Consider the following 26757-nt stretch of genomic DNA (forward strand, 5'->3'; position numbering starts at 1 on the left):
CATATAAATGGCGGGAGTATGTGGGAATCGAACCCACCGCGGCCAGGCTAGCTGCCCACCACTGGATTTGAAGTCCAGGCGGCCCACCAGGACCAATCTACTCCCGCGAATGCATCCCGTTACTCAAAACACATCACGTGCATTATACCCCAACCAACGAGCTTCGTCGAGATATGGACCGGCGCCCGACGCCGCTCACCGCCCGCCCACCCACGGCGCGCGCCCACGCCGTTTCGCAACGCCCTCAACGGCGTATAAAGGATACGAGCATATCTCCTCGCCGTCATATAGCACCCGAATCCGGCCCAATCCCTGGCCCGCCTGTACAGAGCGGGGCGCCCGCTCCGGAACCTCCGCACGCCACGTGAGCTTTGCGGAATCCGCAATCGCGAGCACGACTTCAACATCTCGAGTTGGAGCAAGGCCAACGGCACTGCCACGGCCACCTGAAACGAGCACCTCTGCCACCGGCTCGCCTCGCTTAGCAATGACGTGTCGAGTGAACCTGGCGAAGCCATATTCGAGCAGCGCTGCGGCATCGGCAAACCTAGCGCCCGACCGGAGCACCACCGCGATAAACTGAAGCCCATTGCGGGTTGCCGAGGCGGCTAGGCAGTGGCCCGCCTGGCTGGTCGTTCCGGTTTTCACCCCGTCCGCCCCGGCCATACTCCACAGAAGCCTGTTGGTGTTGTACACCAGCCTGCTTCCGCCCCCGAGTGGGGATGACCACAGCTCAGGGCAGCCAACGATGTCGGCGAACTTCTTCAGCCTGAAACCGGTCATGCACATGAGGGCGATATCATAGGCGGTAGTGTAGTGGCCTGGCGCTGATAGCCCGTGGGGATTCGCAAAATGGGTGTTCTTGAGGCCCATTGAGTAGGCGCGCACGTTCATCAGGCTGACGAAACTGGAAACCGACCCTGCAATGTGCTCGGCAATAGCTGTAGCCCCGTCATTGCCAGAGCGGAGCATCGTCGCCCGGACCAGCTCTTCGAGCTTGTATGTGGCTCCCGCCGATAGATGCAGGGATGACCCTCCCACCCTGGCGGCCCCGGCGGAAACCTTCACCGTGTCGGAGAGATCGCCACGCTCGATGGCGACAATAGCCGTCATGACCTTGGTTATGCTCGCAGGTTCGCGCACCTCATGCTCGTTTCTGGCGTACAGAATAGTCCCAGTAGTAGCTTCCACTAGTATAGCGGCCTTTGCGCTCACACTCGGACCAGACTGGCATCCATGGTAGTAGACTAGTTCAGGGTAACGCGAGGGATTCTCGTAGGGCGGAGCGAGCGCGGGCTCCGCGGCCCACCAAGCCAACTGTGCTCCGCCAACAACCAGAGCAAGGGAGATCCAAAGCCAGATCAAGGCTCTGGCCTCGCGGCGAAGGCGAGGAACCACACCGTACCCCCCAGTTCCACTCTGAGCTACTCCAATTCGTACTCAGATCTGGATGTAGGTAGAACGGTACGCAGACGGCAAGCCGCAGGCTAGAACACCTCACACATTGGAGCGGCGCGTTTCCATGTCGAACAAGCTGTATTCCGGATTATGGGGGCACTTTCTGCACCTTTCCCGCGCCATGAACATGCGCAGAGCATCAGGCACTTCCACCTCGGGCATGGCGCCGGAGACGATAGCAGAGCGCCCGATCGCCGACACCATGAGCACCGGCCTGCGCCCTCGGGACCTCCGGAGGCAGCCATGTCCTACAAGTTGCTCTATGACCGCCTCGATCTGCGCGATAGTCAGGCGCTGAAATGCTCCGTAATGCCTAACCCGAGCGAGGTCCAGCCTGTTCAGCTCCTTGGATTCGGATCCCTTCAAAAGACGCGCGATTTTCGTTTTGCCAACATAGCATGGGATGGAATCCACGCACTCGAGGACCGTGACGGCGGCCTGCCCGCCATCCATGAGCGAAGACCCGTGATTCACAGAACAACCCTCCCATGGTGTCGCGGTTGAGTTTTGCCCGCGCGAGGAGCACGTCCAGTCCAGGCAACGAAACACTGACCCGGGACCGCATGCGCCTATATATTACCATTGATGGATCTTGTTGTAAACCAAGATTGCGTGTGAACTCTGCAATCGGGTAGTAGGGGGCGCCTAGCCCCTGTTCTCCCACAAAAGCGTACGTACCGTCTGCTCTAGCAGGCACATCCGCAGGAAACGGCTGGTGCAGTTGCGAGGCAAGGAGTCTCTCAGACTCAGCCATCGGGCACGACCCGTCTCATTGCGTCCGCGAATTCACCGAGATCCCCCGCCAGCATGTTCACGGCAGCATGTGAAGGCGTTCAGGATCAAGGGCAGATCCATAGACGTTCTTTCACCCGAAATACTCGGAGCCGGACAAAGCGAGATAGGGATTCAGCAAGCTGCTGCGGGGAGCCGCATAGGGGGCTCCCGGGCTGCGCGCCCGCGCTGCCTGACGAGGCGCGACCGGCGCGACCGAACCTTGGGGCGATGATGTCGACGAGTCCAGCAGTGAGACGAGCTCAATGTCCATGGAATCGACATTGAAACGTCGATCATGTCGATGAAACCAGCATTGAGACCCTCCAAACGCGCGTTCCGGCGAGATTGGCGACACTGCGCGCGAGAGGGCGGGATCATGGCATAATGTGGCGCGGCTGACTCGCAGCTAGACGTGTTTCCGGAAATCGCCCGCGCGCGCTATGGAACCTGCGCGAACCTCGACCGCGGGAGTCGGACCGTCAATGTCGACCAAATGGACACTGACCCAATGGTCAATGTCCATTTGAGTCGCATTGATCGCGCGACAGTGCTGGTTTGGCCGACACTGACAGCCTGCGGGACCAGAATCTTGAGAACCACGGAGCCTCATCAGCGGCCATAAACGGCGTGCGAGACGTTGCCTTACGCGATGCCAAGGCAATGCTCCAGGTACAGATTACCTAACGAGCTCAGGGCTGCAGCGAGAACCGAGCGATTGAACGCCCAATGGTGCTGAACATGGGATAGACTCGCGCCCCGGTTTTGATGCGCCACGACTCCTTCGGCTTGCAGGCTTTGACGCTAGTATCTACACCGATTCTTCGCCGAATTGGTTGAGGGGCTCATCTCCGAATTCCAAGCTGGGAACATTTACATGCGGGATGTGAGATTGAGCACGCGACGATGCCGGTTTGATCGACATTGACCGCCTGCGAGACCGGAATCTCAGGAACCGTAGATTCGTTTCCGCGGCTGTGAGCGACGGGCGAAAGGGCGACGGGTGAATGGGCGGCGGGCGGGATGTTGCCCTCTGCGATGCCAAGCCAATGCTCCAGGCACAGAGTAGAGGACTTCAACGATTCGATGCTTGGGCGTACTCTGGACAAGATCTGGAACAGGCGAGCCGCAGGATTCTTGGATTTGCAGCCCGCGTTCTCTACTGGGCGCGAACAGGCTGAGAAAGGAAGAACCGATTGGATTCGTAGAAATGCTTCGCCGCCCCTGATAGCGCGATTCCGGCGGGATTCCTTAGGAAGCCTCCAGTGGCCTCCACACGCAGCCCGGCGCCCTCAGGCGCCGAGAGCTCCACTTCGACATCAACAGAGCCAGCTTCACCTGCAGTCGCCATCCTCACCCTCGCCTCGCCGTCACTCCTCACCACCTCGTAGGATCTGGAGCACTTGATCACCTGCAGATCCGGCGAGCCTACCACCTCCAGCACAGCCCATTCCATGGCATCTCCCGCGGTGAGCTGCGCCCGAAGCACTGTGCCTGCCATCGTCGCATGTAGCCGCACCGATGGGGCATTGAACCTGAACGGCACAGAGAACCGGGGCCCGCGCGTGCTGATAGTCTCTTGTCGAGGCGCCGCACCGCCTGAAGACATGATCACATTCCTGATGTTGTCGGTGCTTTCGAAAGCGATACGTTCCCCTCCTGAGTCGCCGAGGATCTGTGTCACCCGCACTAGCTGCGGATTTTCAGGGATGTAGCTTGGATAAGCGAACAGGATGCCAGTGGTGATGACGGCGAGCAACCCCACTGGCACAAGCGCTGCGTGGGGATTTGTGCTCCGACTGCTCGCCGAGGAGGACTGGGCGCCCAGACCGTATCTGTACTCCCGCACGATAGATCCGGCAGGCACATCGGAAAGCAGGTCGGCAAAGCTCCGCCTTGAACTCACTTGACGCCTCTGAACGGGGACTATGGCGAGAATTTCAAGTGCATATGGCAGTGCAGCTGCTGCAACCAATAGGCAGAGGATGATGGGGACCCCAAGGATGTCGCTGAGAAATTCCCTGCCCACGCCCATTCCGGCCCTCACCCCCAGCCACACCATTGGCACAGGCGCAGTCCACGCAAGGAACCGCCTTGCGAACCCCTCAGGCAGCTCAAGGGCAATTTCAGTAGCAAGCAGCCCGAGCGCAGGCAGGATGGACCCAACACGAAGGACTGCCAGGAAGAAACCAACGAGCCCCATCTGGAGGATCAAGGAGATCTGAACCATCGGAAGGCGTAGTTCCTCCCGTATGCTCACACCCATTAGCCTTGACACGAGCATAGAGAAGAACAGCCCTGCGGCAACACCTGCAATGGCGAAGGCCCCGGGATAGGCGCTCCAAGGCCGTTCCAGCCCCCGCCAGGCCCCTACCAGCGCAGACGGAAGGAAGAGCGTCCACAGCAAGACCGCAAGGATGACGAACACTGCCAGGGAGGTCGCCATGGCCGACGGAATGCTTGCACCGCGCACACGGGTGAGATCGTCGTACAGAGTCGTGCGGGCCACGGCGACCGACGCCACGCCGAGCAATACCGCAATCGAAGCTGCGACAATGCTGACAGTGTATGGGATCATGACTATCCATCGGAGGAAGCTGAGGACCATGTACGGTCGCTCAGGCCTGCCCAGGAGATCACGGCCGACCGCCCATTCCAGAGCCGCCACAGCCGCCTCTGAGGCCAATGCGACCGAGGCGGGTTCGATGGAGTCGATCGTGTCTCCTAGTAGAGGCACATATGCCTCAGGAGCATACGGCAGGGATGCCTCAGTCGTTATGGTGACAGCGGGAATCCCGGCGGCCAGCAGCGGGGAGTGATCCGCCCGAACCTCTGATAGCACTGCAGTTGTGGGGTCGAAACGGACGTGCGAACCCTGGACGGCGCCTACTGCCCGCATCAGGTCGACGAGATCCACCCGGGCCAGCGCCATTCGCCCTCCCCACGGAATGAGTGCAACCCTGGAGCCCCGGCCAACCGAATCCAGGTTCACCGCAAGCATGATACGGCCGAGTCCGCCCGGCAGTTCCTCAGGGTGCTCGACCAAGGACTTCGAACCAGAGCGGCCCATTCCCGTAGCGCCAAATGCCGCGAACACGACCCTATCCGAGAGGGGGGATCCCGCCAGAACCCTGGCGCACTCGAGCATGGCGGCCAGACCAGAAGCATTGTCGTTCGCACCCTTCGATTCCGGCAAGTCAGTGTCCAATGATGCACAGATGAGCACCGCGCCAGCGTCGCTGCTCAAGTTCGAACCAGAGGCTGGACCGGCGGCCGTTGCCTCTGGCATTGCCTCCGCTGCTGCCTCTGACGTTGCCGCTGACATTGCCTCCGCCTCTAGCGTCGCCGCTGACATCGCCGCTGACATCGCCGCCACCACATTGACCGATGATGCCGACACATCTCCCACGGTGCGGACGAAACTCACCTTTCGCGCCTCGTACCCGTACTCCGCCAACTTCGCAGCCACGTAGTCGGCAGCGGCCTCCTCAGAGGCGCTGCCCGCTGGACGCGGGCCTATGCGGGACGCGATCTCACGCACATGGGCTATTGCAGCAGCAGCGCTCGCCATCGGAACAGATGACTGCCGTGCAAGGGCCTTTGGCATCACTGCAAGATGATACGCAAACAAGGCCGTCAACACCAGGAAGACGGCCAAGGCTGCGCCACGACGGCGCGCCGACCAGCGCTCCGTTCTATGCCTAGAGTCCCCGATCGGAGGAGGGATCAATGGATGCACTCCACCTCTATCTTGCCAGGACCAACATCAGCCACTACGTCGAGCCGGGCTCGAGCAGTCCTGTAGTTCGGCGATTCCCAGGTGTCTTCGGCGCCTATGTTCCGCTGGCTCCGCTTCTCGCCATCCACCCAGAGGCTCCCGGTTCCTATGCTGGCCCGGATTCTGAGCCCGAGGCTCTCTGGAACGACAATACTCAGCTTGCCGGTTCCCACGTTCACGTCTGCGGTAATGTCGTGATCGATCGAAGAGCCGGAGAAGTCAAGATTCGCCGAGCCTGCGCCCAGCTCGCCCGACACACGTGTGAGCTTTGAGTTGCCGATGCCCGCAATGCGGATGGTTCCAGCCCCGACATGGAAATCGAGCTCTCCAGCCCCGCGGCTGCTCCCCCAGCCCCAGATCAAGCTGGCTGACTGCGGAGGAGTCGCGAACTCCATCTTCGCCTCGCCGCCTCCGATTGTTATCGATATGCTGCGGGCGGCCAGTTTCTCAAGCACAGCATCGATTCTGCCGGCGCCCACCTCCAGTAGCAGGGATGTGGGAATCTCAGGACGTCCAAGGGTTATCCGGTGCTGTTCCCTACCACGCGAGATGAATGGAACAAACCATAGTCCCTCACGATCAGTTTGGTACTCCATCGTGAGGCGACCACCAGACTGCGTGGTCCGTAGCTGCGGAGCCCGTCCTGACACGGAGTAGTCCGCCACAGCATCAAGGAGGTTTCCCCCGTTCGCAGTGGACAGGAACAGATCCCCTGCGCCCAGCCGCACCTTGAGCTCTGTTTCTGAAGGCTTGTAGTCATCGTATGCGACGCTGAACTCCTTGTGGTGCGGGAGAACCCCGCCGTCGGAACGCGAGTAACGCATAGCCTCAGGCGCCACGTACGATACCGCTGAGACAACAAGGGCAATAGCCAACACGGCAATGAGAATCCCCGCAAGTGCGCTCCCGCGCCCGAACATGATGGAGACTCCCCACAGTATCACAAGCACAGGCCAGTATTTCCACAGTGACGCCCACGCAGACCACGCCAAGAGACCAGTAGTGTTCAGAAGAAGAACCACACCCACCAGGATCAGGATGATAGCGCCTGTGTAGTCCCCGACTCTCCTACCGCTCACAGCTCTCGCCTCCCTCTCTGAACCATGCAGATTCGCTCTGGTGTCGGAATTTCCTCCAGGCCGCAGACTCCCATTCGCCCCTTTGCATACAGTAATGACGACCCGATCTAGGCAGGAGGCGATACCATGAGTTCGCACGCGCTTGTAAGGCAGATGTTCGCCGGCGGCAATACGTCAGTTGGCTTCCATTCCTTCTACAACTATATCATAGGTCATGATGCCGCGAGAGTGATAGTGATCAAGGGCGGACCGGGGGTAGGAAAGTCGACGCTGATGAAATACGTGGGAGAGAACATGCTGTCCCGAGGTTACGACGTGGAGCTGTTTCACTGCTCGTCTGATCCGGAATCCCTCGACGGGGTGGTGTTTCCGGGAATCGGCGTTGCCCTGATTGATGGCACTGCTCCCCACATTGTTGATCCGGTGTTTCCTGGCGCTGTGGACGAAATACTGTATATGGGCGAGTACTGGGACGAATCTGCCATGCGGGCGGCCAGAAACCAGATCGTAGCATGCACGAAAGACGTGTCGCGCCTCTTCCAGCGCGCGTACCGATTCCTGCGCACCGCAAGCGATGTTCTGGATGACTGGAGTGAGGCAAACGCCGAGGGACTCGACCACGGCGCCGCCAACAAGGTGGCAGATACGGTAATCGGCGACATCATAGGCACTGCTAATGTGGCGGATAGGCCAGGCGCCGAGCGTCACCTGTTCGCCTCAGCCATCACTCCCGCGGGGTTCGTCAACCACCTCGAGACTGTGGTCGCAGCATGCTCCCGGCGGTATGTTGTCGAGGGCGGGCCTGGGTCAGGCAAATCACGGCTCATCACCCATGCCGCCAACCGCGCCTTGGAGTGCGGATTCGATGTAGAGCTCTTCCATTGCTCACTGAATCCCGCAAGCTTGGAGCACCTGATCATACCCGCCCTGGGGGTAGCGGTGATAACCTCAGTTGAGCCCCACCAGTGGACCATTGGAAACGATGATACGCTAGTGGACATGGCCCAATGCCTGGATCCTGCAGTAGTTGAGCGAAATGAGAAGATCATCGAATACGACCGGAAACTGATGAACGAAGCCATGGGAAGGGCCATCTTCTTCCTCAACCAGGCCCGGGAGATGCACGACTTCCTCGAGTCGTTCTACGTTCCCAACATCGACTTCGACGCCGTTCGCGCCCTTCGCCACCGCACGCTGGAGCGAATCCTCCGTTTCGCTGAGGAGACTCCCCGCGACTAGGGAATCACCTCGACTAAAGAATCACCTCGACTACATCCCGGTCAATCCGCTTCATGGTCTCGGTGATCTTGTCGGTCAAAGCGGGGTCGTCCTTGCAGGCCGCACGAACCTGCCGGAGCAGGTCGATCCCGCGCCTGAAAGCCGACACCACATCTCCCTCGGCGTAGTTTGAACCCCTCAATAGCCCGGCGAAGTCGGCGCCCTGGCTCCACTTGTAGGCAAGGGGGGCAAGCCCAGTGAAGAACCTAATGGCGCTCGCTCCGGTGTAGCTCTCCTCCACAAGTTCGATCTGCGCCGCTATATCCCTGATCCGATCCACATCGAAAGGCACGCCCTTAGCCGGGAACTCTCCACGCCTGGGCTCGTAGTCGATGCACACCGCTAATGCAGCAATCTGATCCTCGTCGTAGTCGTGGAACACCCCGGAGAATACGAGCTCCGTAACAAGGAGCTCCTGCGTGTGGATCTCCCTGGCGATCTCGCCTCTGGGCAGGAGCCTTCCATTCTGGATGTACCCAAGCCTCTCAAGCAGCGCCTGCTTGCGCTTGAAGTCGTGGACGAACCGTTCCTCGCTCCCGAGCCGGCGCATTCTCTCGTAGAGGCTTTCCATCCTCCCAACGATCACGCCCCTCCTGGCCAGAAGCCTTCGGCAGGCCCGCTTCTCTCCAGTGGAGCACTCCTTCGAGGTGAGGGCGCCCAGTTCCGCGCGGAGCGAGTCCATGTCCGCCTTGATACTCGCTCGCCTCTCCTTGCTTCGTCGGCGCTTCGCTACCCTTTTCAGCTGAAGCCGAAGCTCTGCGAGTTTCGTGTTGAGGCCAGTTGCGTACAGGGGACAGCCAGGCTGATTCAGGGTCTCGCATGCACGCCCCACGATCTCAGTCTCGAGTTCTCTGGCGCTTGCAAGCCCAGCCTCGATCTCCCGCTTCTGAGCACTTGTTTGGTAACTTGCAAAGTTCTGCTTGAGCACCTTTCGGATCTCGTCAGCGGACCGTGTGGCGATAAGGTTGACCACCGTGTTGTATGACACGGTGAACCTGCTAACCAAGGGCTCTACACTCCGCTCATCGGTGCTAGGGAACTCCTCCGGGTGAAAGTAGTTCAGGTCGACCAGTATGTACACGTACCCCTCCAGGTCGATCCCTCGCCTGCCAGCTCGCCCGGCCATCTGGAAGTACTCCTGCGCGGTCATAGGCTGGAAATCCACGCCGTTGAACTTGCGGACCGAGTCGAAGCAGACGGACTTCACCGGAAAGTTGATCCCCACCGCGAATGTCTCAGTGGCGTACAGCACACTGATCAGCCTGCGCTCGAACAGATCCTCGACTATCTCCTTGAGGACAGGCAGCAGGCCAGCATGGTGATAGGCTATCCCACGCTGAAGAATCCTTCTCATCTGTTTCACGCTGGGCATTGAGTCGATGCCCATTCCGTCGATTCGGTCGTCGAAGTAGTTGAGTATCTCGCGGCGCTCAGACGGCGAAAGGTAATCGATGGACCGCGCAAGCTCGTCAGCCTTCTCCTCACATTGCCTGCGGCTGAACACGAAATACAAGCAAGGGAGCCTTCGCTGTTCCGTGAGGCTAGCCACGAGATCGAGATGGGTCGTTGGGGCATACCGCGAGCCCTCGGAAGCCCAGAGCTCGTCAGCCTCCTCCAGCTCCTTGTCGCGCCTGGCTTTGAACTCCTTGAGCTCCTCCAAAGTGCATGCGCCTCTGGCAACGTCGTACACGAATTGCCTCAGAGGCACAACACGCTTGAAGTGACGGACCACGGCGACCTCGTGGCCCTTTATGTCCTGAATCCAGAAGGCCAGTTCGTCAGCGTTTGGAATAGTCGCCGAGAGCCCAAGGAGCCGCATGGATTCGGGCATGAATATGATGGACTCTTCCCAGACAGTTCCCCGCTCTTCATCTGCCAGATAGTGAACCTCGTCGAAAATGACATGGGACACGCCTTCGAGCCCCTCGGGGCTCAGGTGAAGCATGTTCCGGAATATCTCCGTGGTCATGATCAGGATCTGGGCACCGGAGTTGATAGTGACATCTCCGGTGATGATCCCCACATTCTCCGCCCCGAGCAGGCGCTTAAACTCCTTGAACTTCTGGTTGCTTAGGGCCTTGATCGGCGCAGTGTATATCACCCGATGGCCGAGTTTGAACATGCGCTCGATGAGGTAATCGGCGACGAGGGTCTTTCCGACTCCAGTAGGCGCCGATACCAGGACCGACCTGCCAGCCTCCAGATGCTTGATGGCCTCTCTTTGGAATGGGTCCAGCTGAAAGCCTCGGTATTCCAAAGGGATGCCATCCGACAGCTGAACGGCGACTGGATCGAATAGTGGGCCAGTCGCGGCCTGCGCGCCCAGTTCCTCCAGTCGCGAAGCTGGAGCGACAGATGCGGTCCCCTTCAGAACCTCACCTGCAGGCAGGGGATAAACGTCTCTAGAGGCGCGCCCTGCACGCCCTGCTGCAGTGGCCCTTGCCCCGCTGGGCGCCTCCTGAGGTCTCCTGGCCCGCCTCCTGCCGTGTGGTCGTCTCCTGTGGTCGCGTTTTTCGGTCTGCTCCATATATGTACCCCACCCAAGCCGCATTCAGTATTCGGAAGCACCCGACCACCGCGATGAGCGGGCGGGAGCGACGAGCCTCTACACCAAGCATGGACAGCCGCCATCCTGAGTATACAGGTTATCGTGTGTGCGGACAATCAGCCAGGGTAATCCGGTAATCCCCGGGTGATCGAGCGGTCGGCCGGGAGAACAAGCCAAGGTGGTAGGCCAAGGCGGTAGGCCAAGGCGATCAGCCAAGGCGATCAGCCAGGGCGATGCCGTTGCCCCCCTGCGCCGTCCCACGACGGCGGGCTTGGAACGGATGAATGACCTCCGCCCATGGTCAGAAGCGCCCGAGAGCCAAGTCATGATGAATAAGACCAGCCCCGCCATCGCACTGCGTAGGTTGCACTGGAAGCAGCATATCAGCGCAGAGCTACATACGAAGGGGGCCAGCAAACATGAATGGTATCACAGAGCTCGTCGGCTTGGATGTGTCCGAGGTAGGCGGCGCTGGCGCGCCGCGATTCCTTTATGTCCAGCTATGTCCAGCTACGTGCGTTGTGGCCACAGCGGGCATTCCTGCACGGCAATCCACTGGCGGGATTCAATCGCGCCTCGATGGCGCGGGCCATGAAACGGGGCGGAGTTTCCCATTTATGAGCGTGGACCGCCAGAAAACCCTCACGAATGAGAATCTCTGCCCGCCGTTTCACTCAAAAATGAGAATCTCGGCGCCACCGCCCGCGGGCGCCGAGTATGGGTCTTGGCATTCCTCAGTTCGGGAGGGCAAGGGATCCTGAGAGCGCAGAATTACTGCAGTGGAATAGCGCAATAGGACAATTGCGCAAAGCACTACGGCGCTATGACGCATAGGCGCGTACAGAGAGGACGCAGGGCCGCCGGCCAGCTCGCGCCTACCCTCCCGCCACCGGGGTAATGAGGAGAAGCGCCTCTCCGTCGGTAAGCACATGGGTCTTCGGCACCGGCACACCGTCCGCCACTACACTCATGACCAGCTCCGGCTTGATGCCGAGGGCCGTGAACATGTCGAGCACGGTCGCATCGGGAGAGAACTCATAGACGAAATCCTCTCTCTGGCCGGGGAAGTACTCCCTCGCATGTCCGTGCACCTTCACCTTGACCTGCATCCTGAACCGATCTCCAATCATCTATCAATCACACGAACGACTGACCGCGGTTTCGACTGGCCGCGGTTTCAACCGGCCGCGGTTTCGACTGGCCGCGACTGCTGCCAGCCACAGCCGCGACCAGCTGTTACTGCTACTGATCACGGTTGCGATCTAGGCCCAGCTGCACAGCGAGCCGCACGGCAAATCGCACGGCAAATCGCACGGCAGACCGTGCAGTAAACCGTACAGCAAACCTCGCGACAGACCGGCAATGAGCCGCGCCCTCGCCTACTTGAGCAGGCCTTTTGCCTCCAGATCTCTGACACAGCCATCGAGCCCAAGCTTCTCCAGGGTTTCGCGGGTGGGCATTCCATTGGAATCCCAGCCTCGGAGGGCATAGTACTCGTCGAGCATGGCATCGAGCTTGTCTTTGGGGATGACTTTACCCTTGGCCGGCCCGGTAGGCACCTCTTCCTCATAGAACCTGGCTGGCGGGTAATCCCACGACCTGCCAAAGCCCGGAATCTCCAAGAACGCGCGAGTCCTCGTGAGGTTCCATACCCTATCTGCCGCCTGATAGAGCTCATCCACAGTTATTTTCCGCCCGGTCACTGCAGCGAACATCACCGGGTAGTGGTCGTATTCAAACCCGATTTCAACCCACTGAAGCCTGCAGGTTCCGAGCAAGTCGAAGGATGGACGGATTCTCTGAAGCTCAATCACCTTCTCCGCCTTGCCCTCGGTGATGTCCCGGCCCTTGGCCACGTCGTACGTGATGGCCCAGGCGCGGCTGTGGTGCGCACCGATGTCTGCGGTCATATAGGAAAGCATCATTGCCGGCGCCCACCGCGCCTCGTAACCAGTCCACTCAAGGCCTTTCACGTGTATCGCGAACTTCTCGGATCCCTGGCCTATCTTACGAGATGCCGCCTTGACGCCATCTGCCAGGAGATCGCCGATGCCCTTCCGGAACGCAATGAGATTGGCGAGATACTCGAACGACTCGATATCTCCCCACTTCACCGCTCTCCCGAGCTGCTCCTCTGTGAGCAGGCCCTTTTCCGCGCATTCCATGACGAACGCGATCACATTCCCGCCGGAAATGGTGTCGAGGCCGAGTTCGTCGCACACCCAGTTGGCGTAGGCGACTTCCTCGATCGTTTTGAGCATGCAGTTTCCGCCCACCAATGCGACGGTTTCGTACTCCGGCCCCTCCACATACACTTGCTTGTCGCCCACCTTGGTGAGGCAGTATTTCCCGCACGGAGTGGGGCAACAGAAACAGCCCTTGTCGGTAACTAGTATCCTGTCCTTCATGGCCTGCCCGCCGATGTCTTCATGTCCTTCGAAGTAAGTGGTCCAGAAGTTCTTGGTTGGGAATGCGCCAACCTCATTCACCCATGGAGTAACGCCTGGAGTTCCCAGGGGAGTCCACTCCTTGAAGCCAGGCTTCTCGAAGCAAGCGTGGAACATCTTCTTCCCCTGCTCATACACGCCATCCGGGTCGGATAGGGGCACGGAGTTGGAGCCCCGCACGCACACTGCCTTGACTCTCTTCGATCCTAGCACGGCGCCTATCCCACACCGCGCGGCCTGCCTTCCAAAATCGTGGGACACACAGGCGAAGCCGACCTTGTTCTCGCCAGCGGGACCGATGATGGCGATCTGGAAGTCCTCGCCGAGATCGTCCTTGAGCATTTTCTCTGCAGCGAAAGAACCCTTGCCCCAGTATTTGGAGCCATCGCGCACTTCAGCCTTGCCGTTGTCGATTACTACTATCGAAGGGCGATCCGCCATGCCTTCGATGACGATCGCGTCATATCCAGCGTACTTCACCTCAGCTGAGAAGTGCCCGCCCATGTTTGCATCGCCGAGTATGCCAGTAGCAGGGGACTTCGCGCCGAATTGGACCTTTCCGCTTGCAGGCATGAACACGCCGGAGAGAGGGCCAGGGGCTATGACGACCTTGTTCTCCGGCCCTAGCGGGTCCGCTCCCACCGGAACCTCATCATAGAGGATCTTGTGGACGAACCCACGTCCGCCTATGTAATCGTTGGCCATCCCGGGGTCGGTCGGCTGCGTGCTCGATGTGCGATTTGTGAGATTCACCCTGAGGATCTTGCCCATGTAGCCCCCTTGCACTCTACCTTCCCCCTTCCCCGGAATCGGCGTCATATATCGCTCCTCGTGGGCACATCTCAACACATGCGCCGCACAGTATGCACTTGGACGGGACGGCCTCGCCCTCACTGGCGACCATCACTCCGTAAGGGCACTCATCAACGCAGGTCATGCATCCGATACACGTTTCCGAATCGATACGGTATACCCCGTCCACGAGGGCAATGGCCTCAACTGGACAGACTTCGGCGCATCGTCCGCACTGAGTGCAGTACTTAACCTCGTACTTTCCAGGCGCGGGGAAATGGGGCACGATCTTGAGAAGCCCCTTCTTCGGGTTGTTCTCTCGAAGTACTTCAAGAGAGCACGCAACCTGGCACACTCTGCACCCAGAGCACAGATCGTGTTTGGCCGCAAGCCTCATATGGCGACGCCTCCTTCCGACTGCGCATCCGTGAGTTATTACGACAGAAGCGACGCAATACCTTCATGTTCCATGCGCGCACCCGGAGTGGAGGCCGAGCATGCATGCGACACTAGCTCATCAGAGAAGCCCCGCCTCCTTGGCTGCGTCAGCAAGAATCCGCGCCGATTCCACGAACCCTGCCTGCTCCGAAGGCGCCAGTGGTATCTCAAGCTGCCTATCCACGCCTCCCCTATTGATCACGGCCGGTATGGAGAGGCACACATCATGAACACCACAGTACCCGTCTATCAGGCACGAGACTGTCATCACCGCATTCTCGTCTCTGAGAATCGCCCGAGTTATAGCGGTCATTGCGAGGGCGACGGCGTAGTAGGTGGCGCCCTTCCGCTGGATGATGGCGTAAGCTGCCCCTCGCACCTGCTCGAAGATGGCGTCTCTCACCTCCCGCCCACACCCCTTGCCGCACACTGGACAGTATTGATCTAGGTTGAGGCCCACTATGTTGGCTGTGCTCCACACAGGCACCTCCGAATCCCCGTGCTCCCCCACTATATAGGCGTGCACATTGGCCGGAGCGACGCCGCAATGGACACTGAGCAGGTGACGAAATCTCGCGCTATCCAGGAGGGTCCCCGAGCCCACCACTCTTGCAGCGGGAAATCCGGAGAGCTTCATTGCAGCATAGGTCATGATGTCAACAGGATTAGTAACTACCAAAAGCACTGCGTCAGGGCTCCACCTGGCCACCTCAGGCGCCACAGAGCGAAATACACTCAAATTCCGTTTCACGAGAGCCAGGCGCGGCTCACCCGGCTGCTGCGCGACTCCGGCCGTTAGCACGACGAGGTCGGAATGAGCTGTTGCCTCCCATCCGCCGCTCGCCACGACCACAGGGGGAACGAACGATTCCCCGTGGGAGAGGTCCATCGCCTCGCCCTCCGCTCTCCCTTCCCTCGCGTCAACCAGGACAATCTCCGAGGCAAGGCCGCTTATCATCAGCGTGTATGCGAATGTTGATCCAACAAGGCCAGTGCCCACCACTGATACCTTGGTGCGACGCCTTCCAGAAGCGCGATAGCGCATGCGCTACTCCTCCCATCCAGCCCTATGCGTAGTCTTCGTAGTATGCGCAGCATGAACTGAAGAAAGGATGTCGATTGCGAGGCGTAAACCGGGCAGAGACACGAAAACCAGGCAGAGACACGAAAAAACGCCCGCCCGGGAACGCATTCCCGAGCAGGCGCTTCATAGCGCTGGCCAACAGCATTCCAGCAGCATTTTTGCAGCACCCGAAAGCACCTTGAAGACACTCTGAAGGCTCCTGCGGTCGCTCTGCCAGCCGGTCCGTTCAAGCCCAGCCGAACTTCGACCCGATCCGGCCTATTTGCCTCCGCCCCCAGTGTCCAGCTTCGCCAGGTATACATCCGGCGCCACCACGTTGGCCCCTTTCTGACGAAGCTCCACGGTGATCTGGACTTTCCCGTAGTTCTCCTTGGAGAACTGAACGGTGTACTTGTCGCGCCTCAGCGGCGGGCTGAACCACAGCCCTTCAAGGCTAGTAGGGCAGTCAGCCGTGTATTTTGGATCCGATGCAGACGTAATCGTAACCTGAACACCGGGAATGGCGACTCTGTCAGACCCGGATAGCTCATATACCGCACCGCTCACACTCGCCGATCCGAGGAAGTAGAGTGTGCACCCTCCGGCCAGAAGGCATAGAGAGAGCACGGAAACTGCCAACAGCACACGCTTCATGCGCGCACCCCCGTTCCTCACGAAATCATAACGCATATGGGCATTTTCGACAGATACCGCTGAGTCTCCTGCATCGAGCGTAAGGCTATGCCGCAGCTGAGCGACCAATGGGCCACGAAACACGCGACAAGTGCCCGGGGGCGTATCCATCGCTAGCCTGGAGCGTATCTGGCGCATGTCTGGCTGGGCGCTCCGTCAGGCGAGCGATTCCGGCAGTAGCTCAGGCCAGCTTCTCAAACTCAGCCGTGAAATGCCTGAGCACCGGCGCCTGATAGGTGATCCTGAGCCCCTTGACCAAGTCACGCCGGGCGAGTATGCCCTCAAACGCGGCCGCGACGCGCTGCATATGCCTATCGGTGTAGACTCTCCTTGGCACGGCCAGCCTCACGAGCTCTAGCTGCGGGTATATTGGCTCTCCAGTGTTTGGGTCGGTCCGCCCGAACGCGCATGTTCCCAGTTCCACCCCGCGAATCCCGCCCTCGATGTAGAGCTCCACAGTGAGGGCCTGCGCCGGGAACTCCGCCTGCGGGATGTGGGGCAGGACCTCCTTGGCATCCACATACACCCCATGCCCTCCTGGCGGGGTTATGACCGGGACTCCCGCATCAATCAGCAGCTCAGCAAGGTAGGCGACTTGCCCGGTTCTATCCTCGAGGTAGTCTTCATTAAGGACCTCTGAAAGCCCCGCTGCCAGAGCCTCCATATCGCGCCCGGCAAGCCCTCCGTAGGTGGCGAACCCCTCGAACGGTATGACCCACTGCAGAGCGCGCCTGTATAGATCGCGATCCCGAAACGCAAGGAATCCGCCCATGTTCACAAGGCCGTCTTTCTTTGCGCTCATCATGCACCCATCACCGTATGAGAACATCTCCCGTGCTATCTCGATGATGCTCTTGTCGGCATAGCCAGGTTCGCGGGTCTTGATGAAGTAGGCATTTTCCGCGAAGCGGGCGCAATCGAAGATCATCAGCACTCCGTGCCTGTGGGCAATGGCGCTCGCGGACCTGATGTTATCCATCGACACCGGCTGCCCGCCATTGCTGTTGCATGTGATTGTCATGATAACGAATGGCACGACGCTTCCGCTGTGAACTGCGAGTTCGCGATCCAGGGCGTCGAGGTCGATGTTTCCCTTGAAAGGCTCATCGCTCTCGATTACGTAACCCTCAGGCCTCAGGAGGTTCACCGGCTCCGCGCCTCGGAGGAGGATGTGACCTTCAGTGGTATCGAAATGCATGTTCCCGAGCACTCGCTGCCCTGCCTTCACAAGCGTCGTCATGAGCACATGCTCGGCCCCTCGGCCCTGATGGGTCGGGGCCACAAACTCGTATCCTGTGATGCTGCGCACCGCATCTCGGAGCTTGAAGAAGCTCTTGCTGCCGGCGTACGCCTCATCGCCAAGCATCATCGCAGCCCACTGCGAATCGCTCATGGCCGATGTGCCGGAATCAGTGAGGAGATCGATGTACACGTCCTCCGATCTGAGGTTGAACACATTGTAGCCCGCCTCAAGGATGCTCTGGACCCTCTCTTCCCTCGTGGTCATCTTGATGGGCTCGACCATCTTGATCCGGTACGGCTCTGCGTAAGAGTCTCTAGACCTCAACACAATGCCCCCCTGTTCATCCGCATATCGGGCGCCGGCGGACCACGCCCCGCCCGCCCTGGGCGGCGCCGGTCTCTCCGGTGATTCCGAGTTCTCGCGGCCACCGTCAGATGTTTACTTCGGTCTCACTCGGGGCAGTCCCTGCATCGGGCTGACCGCCCGCACGAGTCTGCGCATTCTTTCTTTCCTTTTCCCGAAGCCTTCGGCAAATGAGTATGTACTGCTGGCAGAGGGTTATGAGCATCCTAACGTACGGGCCTGATTCATCGATCTCTCTGAGTGGGAGAAGGTCGCCAATCTTCTCGCGCATTCCCTCAATCGTGAGGTCTGCCTCGGTTATCACGATGAGGGTCACGTTGTTCTTCACGCTCAGGCTGACCTTAATGTGGTCTCTGATCTGCTGCTCTCGCAGGGCATCTTCCTTTGGGAACATCGAGGTTGTCTCGTAGTGCTGGCGGCCATTGAACTCGAACGCCACCTTTGGCTCCAAGTACTGCCGATCATATTCGAGCGGACGATTGGTGTGGATGCTATCAAGGTGAGCAGGACGAGCGTTTTCAATGAACTCGCAGTCCGCAACCAACAGATCCAGAATGGACTTCATCAGGAATTCGCCGACGCGGGGCGTCACCTCACGCTCGGCCTTGAGCCGGGCCGCCATCATCGACTGGACATGATGGGGAATGGCGGCAACTGCGGTCTTCCGACCGGATTTCGTGCGCGTAGTGATCCACCCTGCTTTGGCAAGCGATAGGCATTCGCTGCGCACCTTGCTTCTTCTGATGCCCGAGATCCGACTGAGCTCGCTAATGGAGCCTGGTTTCTTGGCGGATATGATCTGGTACAGATGATTCGCGTCTCGGCTGATTATGGTGTCATCAAGCAGCTGATCCATCACGAAGAGCTTGAGTTTTCCTGCAATTGGCATTGATGACGCCTCCACTCATATTGTCTCCCATATTATGCCATACAGTGCTGCAAAGTGCAATCCCTTGGGAGTGGGAGAAGTTGGGGAGACGGCAGGAATGAGATGCATACCAGTCCAATCCCTTGGGTGGAGACAATCGAAACGGGGGGTATGCCAAGCAAGCTGGTTCAGAATTGCCCAGCTGTGTGATCAACATGGACGAAAATGCCCCAGCTTGCCGCAGAAAGAGGGTGCCGTACCGACCCACGCCATCGCAGGACAGATCATCTGGGTCAGAATCAACCCACCTGAGGGCGCCGCCTGGTCCGCATCAGCCTATCCGAGGACCACACCTGATCAGTATCCGCCCACCTGAAGACTTCTTCAGCTCCTTGCTACGCCCACGATACCCGCCAGAGTATAGCCCAAGACTCCAAATGCCATCGATGTGGGCATAATCCGTCCAGGTTTCGCTAAGGCCTGAGCGCAAACCGTCCAGTTTCCACCAAGACCTGGGCGCAAACCGTCCAGTTCGTCATACTCGCTCGCCGTTCGGGGCTTTCACCCCTTAGCCAACGATCATGCCGGGCGCACCCAACACGAGGCGAGGCGGGCACAATGCCCGCCTCGCCTCTGCACGCGCTGCTAGATCTCAGTCATACGCCTCTAGGGCTTGCTTTCTCACCAGCCAGTGTAGGTTCCGAACCCAAATCCTCCTGCGGACATGCCAGCCATTCCGGCGCTGGAAGCTCTGGCCCTGTATTCGCATCTGCCGAACTTGATAGTCATGGACTCCATTTTCCAGCCAGCCGTGGTCTTGACCATGCCGACACTGATGAATCCGCTGTCGGACCGCCATTCGGGGATGCTAGTTGTCTTCTCGTACACCTCGAAGGATCCCGTCGCCTCCGCCGTCGACCCGACGATGGTCGCCACTGCCCATCCGTTGATACTATCCATGACGCCAGGCACATCCATGGCAGCGGCAGAGCCGTCGATATCCAGCCTGATGACATAGCCCTTGGTCATCCGAAGCAGGGCCTGTTCATCTATGTCAATGCTGATCTCGCTACGAAGCCGGGCAAGGTCCTTTGTCTCAGTGCTCATTCCTTCCTTAATCGTAAGCCTGAAGCCAGCGGCCATGACGCCGTCTCCTGCCATGGCATCCATCTCGTATGCTTCCACCCCACGCACCCAGCTGTTGAGGGCGGCCATCACTTGCACTCTCTCCTGCGCCCCATCTATTGGCGTCTGGAGCGTACACCCGGAAAGCAGGGCGGTCATAAGTGAAAGCAAAACCAGGGCCCAGGTTCTCTTTGCCATTCCAGCTCCCACCTTTGCAGGCATTGTCAGATGCCCCCACAGCGCTCACTCAAGCGTGCGCACGCCCGTGAAAGTTGCCGGGATCCGGTGCGTCGACCGCTACAGGTGGATCCGACCGAATCCAAACCCGGTGCGCCCCGGGACGATAATGTAGGTTCTTCTTGCGGTCTCACCACCCACGCTCACCACGAGAGTCAAGGTCGGGCCACCCGCAAACACCGTTTCATCGATCAGGACACATCGCCTCGTCCGGCCCATCGTCACCACGTGCGCGGCGTCAAGCTCGACGGCGTTGACCGTCACACTGATCCTGGCGTCTACAAGGCCGATTACCTCGATCTCTATCGTGGATACCTCGTTGATCCTGTATGATCCTTCCGGCGGCGAGAGCACGCGCACCGCAAGCCCAACGACGGTTACGTCCGGGAAGACGGCGTCTGGTCCGATGGCGCCCGCCCGGTCTTCGGCTCTGACTCTGAGAATGTGATCGCCGGCATCTACCGTTCTCACAAGCGCGGCATCTGTCGTCCAGGTTCTGCTCGCCCAGTCGTCGAAGGTGAACCAGTATCCCTTCACGCCGGTCCCAACGTCCGTTGCAGACCACTCCCACGTAACAGTGGAGCTGTTCGTCATGACGACGGACGCGGGCGACACCACTGTGACCTCAGGACCGATCGTATCGACCACGACGTATCCAGGTTGGGATTTCCCGCTCTCATTGCCGGGTTTGTCTACCGCAGCGATTCGAATGTAGTGAGAGCCCTCGGAAAGATCAAAACTGGGAGTCCATGCTGCTGCCGACTGGGTCACGCCCAAAGCGACAGCCGCACCGTCGAGGAACACCCGGTACCCGGCAGCGCCATCAACCTCTTCCCAGTCCCACGTCGGCCTGGGATTGCAGGTTGACGTTGTCGTAGTGGGCGTTCCGGGCACTGCGGGAGGGGTTGTATCGACGGCAAACCGGCAACTGGGATCGGCGATGCTCACCCATCCCGACGTGTTGCCGGCAACGTCCCTCGCGCGTATGCGCACCTCATACTCCCCGTCCGCCAGCGGGGTCGTCTTCCATGCAATAGTGCCGCTTAACGGCACATCGGCGGGCGCAGGAGGCGGAGCGTCGTCAACGTCCTCGTCGTCGATGTCGATGAACGTGTTCACCACGTCCCAGGAAGGGCTTCCGAACCGCCTGATCTTCACCTCGTACCCATCAACACCGGATTGGGCTTGGCCCGGGCGCTGATCAGTGGAATGCGTCCAGACCAACGTGGGCATTGTGCTGGCAATGCGCCTGCCTGTGCCCAACCCGGCGACATCCGGCGCTCCAGGATCGCTTGGGGCGTCGCCATCGAATGTGAAGGGCGGATCAAACCATGCGGAACCGTTCTCCACCATATCCCATGCCCTTATCCAGGCGCCATAGGACACGCCTGACCGAAACGGGAGTTCGTTGCCGACTGTGCACCAGTCACTGCCCGTTCCAGTGGGCATCACAGGCCACCGACTGCCGCCCGAAGGCGCCTCCCATAACTTGGACCCGGTCGGAATCGTGTCGCCCGGGCTCTTCGTCCACACCTGAAGCTCATACCCATGAAGCCCGGACCCGGACACTCCGTCTGTGCTGCTCGGATCTGTTGAAGCATCCCACGAAACAAGAGGTGCGCGGCTATTCGTGAACCGGGCTCCATTGGCGGTGTTGATGTTTCCAACAGCTGCTTCGCCAAAAGCAGAAGGAGGAGAGCTGTCGACCACAAAGACCAGACGGCCGCTGCTCGTGCTGCTTATCGAGGCCTCATTGCCTGCGTCATCCACCGCTTCAACCTTCACGTAGTAATCGCCATCGGGCATTACAGCATTAGGCCACCATTCCGCAGCCCACTCACCGCTGTTTGCGGTGGGTCTGAGCCCGAACGCAGTATCGCCAACAACTTCGCTTTGCATGCCGCTGTCCGCGTACACGCGGACCCTAAAATGCCCCCGAAGTGGGTCCGTTGCGTCGTTGAGCCCGGACCCTCCAGGGTTGTCGATCACAGTCACTTTGACCTTAGGCTGTGTTGCTGCTGTGTAGACGACTCCACCGTTCTCATACACAGGGCCCTCGATCTGCCAGCTACGGAGCCCGGGGGCTACGGTGTCGAGCAGGAACCCCCAGCTCGAGGGGATCGCAGGGTATGCTGACGTGTTGCCGATCCTGTCCTGAGCGCTTACACTCAGGACGTATGCGCCATCAGCCGATATCGGCCTGTCGGGTACGAAGGTCGACTTCGATGACGCATCATCCCATGTAGGTTGGCCGATCACCGCAACACCAGCCGGCCCTGTCATGGTCCAGATAACGCTGTTGGGCGCCAATCTCGCGCCTGAGTCGCTGATTATGATGCTAGGCGCAATGCTAGTGTTGTTCGTCTCAAGGCCGCTCACGGGCTTAGGGTCGGAGAACACCGGTCCATGCCTGTCGACGTTGAACCGGAACGTCTTCTCGTCCGATGTGTTAGGCTTCGAATCTGACACTCCGACTCGCAGCCAGTGGGCGCCCTCGGATGGATTAGCTACCGTGATTCTGATCCTTCCTCCCGTGTAGCTAGAGCTGATCGCACCGCCGCCCAGATCAGACGCGACTGTGATCGAAGCCGAGTTAATGCCGCTGCTAGGGGCAGCATCCCGCACACCCACGCTGACCACGCAGTTGGCATCTGATAACCAACAGTTATCGAGCGGGTCCCACGTCATCTCATCGATGACGGGCTTGACTGTATCGTCAACGACAAAATCAACCGCTTCCGAAGCGTCATTGCCCGATCTGTCGGAAGCGACCAGCCGCAGCGTGTGAGGACCGTAGGCCAGGTCGTCGAGCACAATGGTGGCTGTGCCTGTCGTTTGGTTGTAGCTCCTCGACGTAATTGTGCCGCCCCCCGAAAGGCTTGGCGCTATCGCGCTTACGCCCGCGGTAGGGTCAGCTATCTGAACAGTAAACACCTGGTGAGTCCGGTTCGGCAGCGTTGTTCCAGAGACCGGAGTCCATCCGCTGATCACGGGGGCAGTCTTGTCCATGCAGACTGCTCTGACCTGTACTGCATCCGTAGATGGCGAGCCCGGGGGGCCAAGCCGTGCACTTGCATGCGCATCCATCCAGCCCTCTGCCGCCCCGCTGATGTCCACTACTGACGTGAACGTGACATGCCCGGATGCGCCGACGGTCTGCGGGCCCGCGGTCGCGATCGGCGAACTGCCTACAGATGAGTCGAGGTAGACGACATCCCCGGGGTTCGCTGCAACAGTGACGGCCATGGCAGCCGTCGTTGTTCCCGCCTTCGCATACTGTGGCGCCCCGGTTGTGGGAGAGTCAATCTGGACACTCGCTATGCTAGCCACGGCATAGCCCGCACCGGCCAAGGACGCTGCAAACAGCGCCACAGTGATCGCCGCAGCCAGTCTGCGCCAGGATGGTTTCATTGGCCCGTCTCCCCTCACGTGGATTGACAACCACGATTACGCACCTTGAACCGAACCCTATCGTGCGTCGGTTGATCGACTTGGAGGGCTCAGTCGGCAGATGTCCGTTCATTACAGGAAATACTGGAGATATACGCCACATCTCAGCCAAATGCTTTGATATGCTCGGAATTATCCGGGAATGGTGGATCAGGCAGCCAATCGACAATCTCCCAAATTGCCTGCTAAACCCGCAGCTGAATTCTCCATCGTCCGCAAATCTCATCTGGAAAGCCCGCATCCCCGCCGGCTGCCATGCGCAATATAGGCAAAGGCGGGCACGACACCCGCGCCCGCCTTTGCTGTGATTCGCATGTTTTGGCAGCTCTGGAGCCCGGCCTCAGGAAGTCCCCGCTTCCCCTACCGGCCCTCAGCTACCAGCCAGTGTAGGTTCCGAACCCGAATCCAGTGGGCTCAGAAGATCCGGTTCCGTCCAGGCCAATTGAGGCATGTGGGTAGTTCCCGGACCCGTACTTCAGCAGCATGGATTCCATCTTCCAGGCGTTCGGAAGCCTGATCAGGTTGATCTTGATGGATCCGCTGTCGGAGCGCCAGTACGGAGCGTAAGGGCCGCCGACGGTTCCATTATACGTCTCGTACACCTCGAAGAATCCAGTGACCTCCGCCTTCCGCGCGTCAATGGACACGATGGTCCAGGCGTTCACGATGTCGTCCACTTCGTGCTTATCCACACCGCCATCTACTGCTCCGTCGATATCGAGACGGATCTTGTACCCTCTATCCCTTCGGAAAAATGCCTGGTTCAGTTCATCTTCCTTCAGTTCCTCTAGGAGTCTCCCCAGAGTCTTGCATGTTCCCCCTATGTTGAGCCTGAATGCTGGAGCCATGATGCCCGTTCCTGCCATGGCATTGACATCGTACTCTTCGACTCCAGCCACCCAGCCGTTAAGAGCGGTTATCACAGCTTGCCTCTCCAGCGCTTCGTTGAACGGCGGCTGGACCACGCACCCAGCGAGGACCACCGTCATCAGAATGAGCGCTGCGAGGTATGCTGACCTCTTGGCCATTCTGGCTTACCCTCCTTTGCGGGCCTGCCCGCGCTGTCTTCCCAGGGCCGAGCGAAGGCGCACGCGCCCCCGCCCGGCTTGCCGTCGTTCAGCTAGTTACCAGGGGCGCAGGCGGCCGAATCCGAAGCCACTGCGCTCTGAGAGCACTTGGTAGTCGAAGGATCTCGTGATCTCGCCGATCTTGACCGTAATCGTCATCGGGCCGGGCTCCATCACCGCATCGTCAAGCAGGATGTAGAACTTGGCGATGGCTGGCGTGTTGGTGATCGTCACGATGCGCCAGTCGTGCTCAAGCGGTTCGGCGCCCATGAGCACCTCAACAGGCGCATCATATAGGCCCACGACGCTGAAGGCTATCGTGGACACCTCGTTGATGGGATGCTCGCCAGGCGCTGGCATCGCATCGTAGATCATCACGTTCACGAGGTTGACTGAAGGCGCCACGGTTTCGGCGCTCTCGTTTCCGATTCCGTCTACGCCCTTGACCACCAGGACATTGTCTGCAAGCCGGAGCGACTTGCATGTGTAGCTGGATTCGGTCGTCCACGACCACGCTCCGCCGTTCAGCCTCACCCAGTAACCCTGGACTCCTGCGCCATCGTCAGTCCCCGACCACTTCCACGTGAACGTGGCTATGTTAGTGCTAACTTGCTGTGTCGGAGTCGTCACCGAGACGGACGGGCCGGTGCGGTCAACCGTTGTGGAGACCTCTTCAGACCACTCAGAGACATTGCCCAATGCATCGTAGGCTCTGACCCGCCCTCTGACGGACCGTCCATCTCCGACCTCCGAGATGTCCACAGTCTTGCTCTGAACCGCGATTCGCTCAGGCTCAGTCCAGTTCGCTTCACCGACGGTGCTGCAGGTGAAATCGTATCCCACTACATCGCCTACTGAGGACCAAGAGAATGTCACTCTGTTCTCGCTGGTGTGCGTCGGCAGCGGCGACATCTCCGGGACTGGGGGCGCGGTTCGGTCGACCAGCACACTGCCTGCAGCCGACCTGGCAGACTCGTTGCCCAGAGTATCAATGGCCGTGATCTGCAAGTAGTGAGTGCCTTCAGTCAGGTTGGTTGACTGGTAACTCAGATCCGTGACGAAGCCCTTGTCGGACTTATCCTCGTACACGCGGTACTTCGCCGCGCCATCCACCGCAGTCCATGCCCAGATCGTCCTGAGTGCATTGGTGGGACTTGCAGTTGTTGGGACGTCTGGAACCGCAGGCGCTGTCGTATCCACTGTGAAGGTCAGCGAACCGGAGTATGTGCTCCAGTTGCCCAGGCCGTCGCCTGCTTTCACCCTCACAGTGTGCACGCCGTCGGCCAGGCCCTCGGTGAACTCGTAGGATGTCCCGGTCGTGCTCATCCAGCCTTGTCCGTCGATCTCAACCGTGTACCCTACGGCATCGACCACGGAGTTCCACTTCACCTTGGGCGTGCCGTCGGTGGTATACAGAATCCCGTCGATGAGCGTGCCGGCAGGCTCAGTGAGATCCAAGCCGGCGGGCGATGCAGGCGCCACCGTGTCGACAAACACGGAGCCAGCGACGGACCAGTTGCCTGCGTTTCCTAGGGCATCTGTGGCCCTGACCCGCAGGTATCTGGTGACGCCGTTGCCAGTGAACTCCGTGACGTATGTGGCAGCGTTGCCTACGTCTATGAGGTCGCCCCAGGTCTCGCCATCCGCGGATATCTGCATCTGGAACGTTTTCGCATCCTCGACATAGTCCCACTGCCAGTGCTGCGTGGGTTTGATCGTCGGATTCTCGTCGGCCTTCGGCGCATGAGGCGCCACAGGACCGGTGAGGTCGATCACCACATGGCCAGTGGCGGAGACGTCGCTCTCGTTTCCTAGCGCGTCGATAGCCGTCACCTGCAGGTGGTGCGCACCTTCAGCAAGTCCGACCGTGGTGTAGGTCGGCACTTCCACGTTGGCGATGAAGCCGTCGTCAAGGTATACGTTGTAGCTCACCGCGTCCGCCCCGGAAGAAACCCACACCCATACAGGCGAGGTGTTTCTCGTCGGGCTTGCCGTGGTCGGGATGCCCGGTATCGCGGGAGGCGTCGTGTCGATGGTCACAGCCGCGAACGCGACCTCC

General features: G+C 59.7%; 17 protein-coding genes and 1 tRNA gene. 1 reads left to right on the forward strand and 17 read right to left on the reverse strand.

Annotation, left to right across the window (positions count from 1 at the left end; all coding sequences use genetic code 11):
* Positions 1-8 precede the first annotated feature (8 nt).
* The 5 genes from VB144_11895 to VB144_11915 all read right to left on the reverse strand — a co-directional run bounded on the left by VB144_11895 (position 9) and on the right by VB144_11915 (position 7086).
* Positions 9-105, reverse strand: a tRNA-Sec gene (locus VB144_11895).
* A gap of 90 nt (positions 106-195) precedes the next feature.
* Positions 196-1365 (reverse strand): D-alanyl-D-alanine carboxypeptidase family protein, encoded by a 1170-nt coding sequence (locus tag VB144_11900; protein ID MEA4884332.1) that lies wholly within the window; start codon positions 1363-1365, stop codon positions 196-198.
* A 132-nt stretch (positions 1366-1497) separates the two neighbouring features.
* The gene (locus VB144_11905; GenBank protein ID MEA4884333.1) at positions 1498-1932 is read right to left on the reverse strand and encodes an RQC domain-containing protein; all 435 of its coding nucleotides are present in this window, start codon (positions 1930-1932) and stop codon (positions 1498-1500) included.
* A gap of 1456 nt (positions 1933-3388) precedes the next feature.
* Complete coding sequence (locus tag VB144_11910; GenBank protein ID MEA4884334.1) at positions 3389-5959, reverse strand: M28 family peptidase; 2571 nt, start codon at positions 5957-5959, stop codon at positions 3389-3391.
* Entirely contained in the window at positions 5956-7086 is a 1131-nt protein-coding gene (locus VB144_11915; protein MEA4884335.1) for a LiaF-related protein, read from the reverse strand. The genes VB144_11910 and VB144_11915 overlap by 4 nt, the downstream gene beginning before the upstream one ends.
* A 126-nt stretch (positions 7087-7212) precedes the next feature.
* Between VB144_11915 and VB144_11920 the strand changes: the two genes are divergently transcribed.
* Positions 7213-8325: a PRK06851 family protein gene (locus VB144_11920; protein MEA4884336.1), complete on the forward strand. Its 1113-nt coding sequence runs from the start codon at positions 7213-7215 to the stop codon at positions 8323-8325.
* Positions 8326-8338: 13 nt separating this feature from the next.
* Here VB144_11920 and VB144_11925 read toward each other — a convergent pair whose 3' ends face one another.
* The 12 genes from VB144_11925 to VB144_11980 all read right to left on the reverse strand — a co-directional run.
* A complete protein-coding gene (locus tag VB144_11925) occupies positions 8339-10891 on the reverse strand; it encodes a DEAD/DEAH box helicase (GenBank protein MEA4884337.1) in 2553 nt (850 codons plus the stop codon).
* 896 nt (positions 10892-11787) lie between these two features.
* Positions 11788-12021 (reverse strand): MoaD/ThiS family protein, encoded by a 234-nt coding sequence (locus VB144_11930; GenBank protein ID MEA4884338.1) that lies wholly within the window; start codon positions 12019-12021, stop codon positions 11788-11790.
* A gap of 270 nt (positions 12022-12291) precedes the next feature.
* Positions 12292-14145 carry an aldehyde ferredoxin oxidoreductase family protein gene (locus VB144_11935; protein ID MEA4884339.1) on the reverse strand — a complete coding sequence of 618 codons (1854 nt, stop codon included), beginning with the start codon at positions 14143-14145 and terminating at the stop codon, positions 12292-12294.
* A gap of 1 nt (position 14146) precedes the next feature.
* Positions 14147-14548, reverse strand: a complete 402-nt coding sequence (locus VB144_11940; GenBank protein MEA4884340.1) for a 4Fe-4S binding protein — start codon at positions 14546-14548, stop codon at positions 14147-14149.
* Between the two features lie 120 nt (positions 14549-14668).
* On the reverse strand, positions 14669-15634 hold the full coding sequence (locus VB144_11945) for an L-lactate dehydrogenase (protein ID MEA4884341.1): 966 nt from the start codon (positions 15632-15634) through the stop codon (positions 14669-14671).
* 297 nt (positions 15635-15931) lie between these two features.
* A complete protein-coding gene (locus tag VB144_11950; GenBank protein MEA4884342.1) occupies positions 15932-16306 on the reverse strand; it encodes a hypothetical protein in 375 nt (124 codons plus the stop codon).
* 220 nt (positions 16307-16526) lie between these two features.
* Positions 16527-17912 (reverse strand): tryptophanase, encoded by a 1386-nt coding sequence (locus VB144_11955; protein ID MEA4884343.1) that lies wholly within the window; start codon positions 17910-17912, stop codon positions 16527-16529.
* Between the two features lie 106 nt (positions 17913-18018).
* On the reverse strand, positions 18019-18840 hold the full coding sequence (locus VB144_11960; GenBank protein MEA4884344.1) for a hypothetical protein: 822 nt from the start codon (positions 18838-18840) through the stop codon (positions 18019-18021).
* A gap of 660 nt (positions 18841-19500) precedes the next feature.
* Positions 19501-20142 (reverse strand): hypothetical protein, encoded by a 642-nt coding sequence (locus VB144_11965; GenBank protein ID MEA4884345.1) that lies wholly within the window; start codon positions 20140-20142, stop codon positions 19501-19503.
* A gap of 99 nt (positions 20143-20241) precedes the next feature.
* The gene (locus VB144_11970) at positions 20242-23592 is read right to left on the reverse strand and encodes an Ig-like domain repeat protein (GenBank protein MEA4884346.1); all 3351 of its coding nucleotides are present in this window, start codon (positions 23590-23592) and stop codon (positions 20242-20244) included.
* A gap of 413 nt (positions 23593-24005) precedes the next feature.
* Positions 24006-24659 carry a hypothetical protein gene (locus VB144_11975; protein ID MEA4884347.1) on the reverse strand — a complete coding sequence of 218 codons (654 nt, stop codon included), beginning with the start codon at positions 24657-24659 and terminating at the stop codon, positions 24006-24008.
* A gap of 96 nt (positions 24660-24755) precedes the next feature.
* Positions 24756-26757 (reverse strand): hypothetical protein (locus VB144_11980; protein MEA4884348.1); only part of this gene is annotated, 2002 nt, incomplete at its 5' end.

This window comes from Clostridia bacterium (assembly GCA_034926675.1).
Taxonomy (GTDB): Bacteria; Bacillota; DTU025; order DTU025; family DTU025; genus JAYFQW01.

Bases quoted from the DNA above. Each gene is read 5' to 3' on its own strand.
- VB144_11920 (MEA4884336.1), top strand. From the start codon at position 7,213: ATGAGTTCGCACGCGCTTGTAAGGCAGATGTTCGCCGGCGGCAATACG.
- VB144_11925 (MEA4884337.1), bottom strand. From the start codon at position 10,891: ATGGAGCAGACCGAAAAACGCGACCACAGGAGACGACCACACGGCAGG.
- VB144_11930 (MEA4884338.1), bottom strand. From the start codon at position 12,021: ATGCAGGTCAAGGTGAAGGTGCACGGACATGCGAGGGAGTACTTCCCC.
- VB144_11940 (MEA4884340.1), bottom strand. From the start codon at position 14,548: ATGAGGCTTGCGGCCAAACACGATCTGTGCTCTGGGTGCAGAGTGTGC.
- VB144_11945 (MEA4884341.1), bottom strand. From the start codon at position 15,634: ATGCGCTATCGCGCTTCTGGAAGGCGTCGCACCAAGGTATCAGTGGTG.
- VB144_11950 (MEA4884342.1), bottom strand. From the start codon at position 16,306: ATGAAGCGTGTGCTGTTGGCAGTTTCCGTGCTCTCTCTATGCCTTCTG.
- VB144_11960 (MEA4884344.1), bottom strand. From the start codon at position 18,840: ATGCCAATTGCAGGAAAACTCAAGCTCTTCGTGATGGATCAGCTGCTT.
- VB144_11965 (MEA4884345.1), bottom strand. From the start codon at position 20,142: ATGGCAAAGAGAACCTGGGCCCTGGTTTTGCTTTCACTTATGACCGCC.
- VB144_11970 (MEA4884346.1), bottom strand. From the start codon at position 23,592: ATGAAACCATCCTGGCGCAGACTGGCTGCGGCGATCACTGTGGCGCTG.
- VB144_11975 (MEA4884347.1), bottom strand. From the start codon at position 24,659: ATGGCCAAGAGGTCAGCATACCTCGCAGCGCTCATTCTGATGACGGTG.